Annotated in this window: 1 protein-coding gene; it reads left to right on the top strand. The window is 66.0% G+C overall.

Features of this window, described 5'->3' with window-relative positions:
- Positions 1–293: 293 nt before the first annotated feature.
- Positions 294–527 (top strand): RraA family protein (locus AC1DY5_RS58240; protein ID WP_478123127.1); only part of this gene is annotated, 234 nt, incomplete at its 3' end.

Below are 527 nucleotides of genomic sequence, written 5' to 3'. Positions count from 1 at the left end.
CAACAAGGCGCTGCAGGACCCGGAAGTCAAGAAGAAGCTCGCCAGCCAGGGCACGGATGCCTTGGGTGGCACCCCCGATCAATTCGCCAAGTTGATCCATGACGACATCGGCCGCTGGGGCCCGATCGTCAAGGAGTCCGGCGCCAAGGTCGACTGACCCAACCCACCAACGCGTGACGTAGCGCTGACGGCAGACACGGTGTCCGCACTGTGCTCTGCCTGGGCGGAGCCGTGCCCGCGTCATGCCATTTGCCGGTTTCGGCACCCCCGTCTTCACCCACTGAAAGAACCTCATGTCCTCCAATCTCCCTGACATCATTCGCGACTTCGAACGCGTCCCGACCCATGTCGTGGCGCAGGCCGCTGAACTGCAGCCGGCCATCCTGGCCGACGTGGCGGGCCGCCGCGGCGCCCTCGATGGCCGCATCAAGGCGCTCAGGCCGCGCATGAAGCTCGCCGGCACGGCACTCACGGTGGAAGTGCGTCCGGGCGACAACCTGATGATCCATGCCGCCATCGCGATGGCG

It is taken from the genome of Variovorax sp. P4_D9 (genome assembly GCF_056401695.1).
The sequence above is the reverse complement of the archived record's forward strand: the minus strand, read 5'-3'. Positions and strand labels throughout refer to the sequence as shown.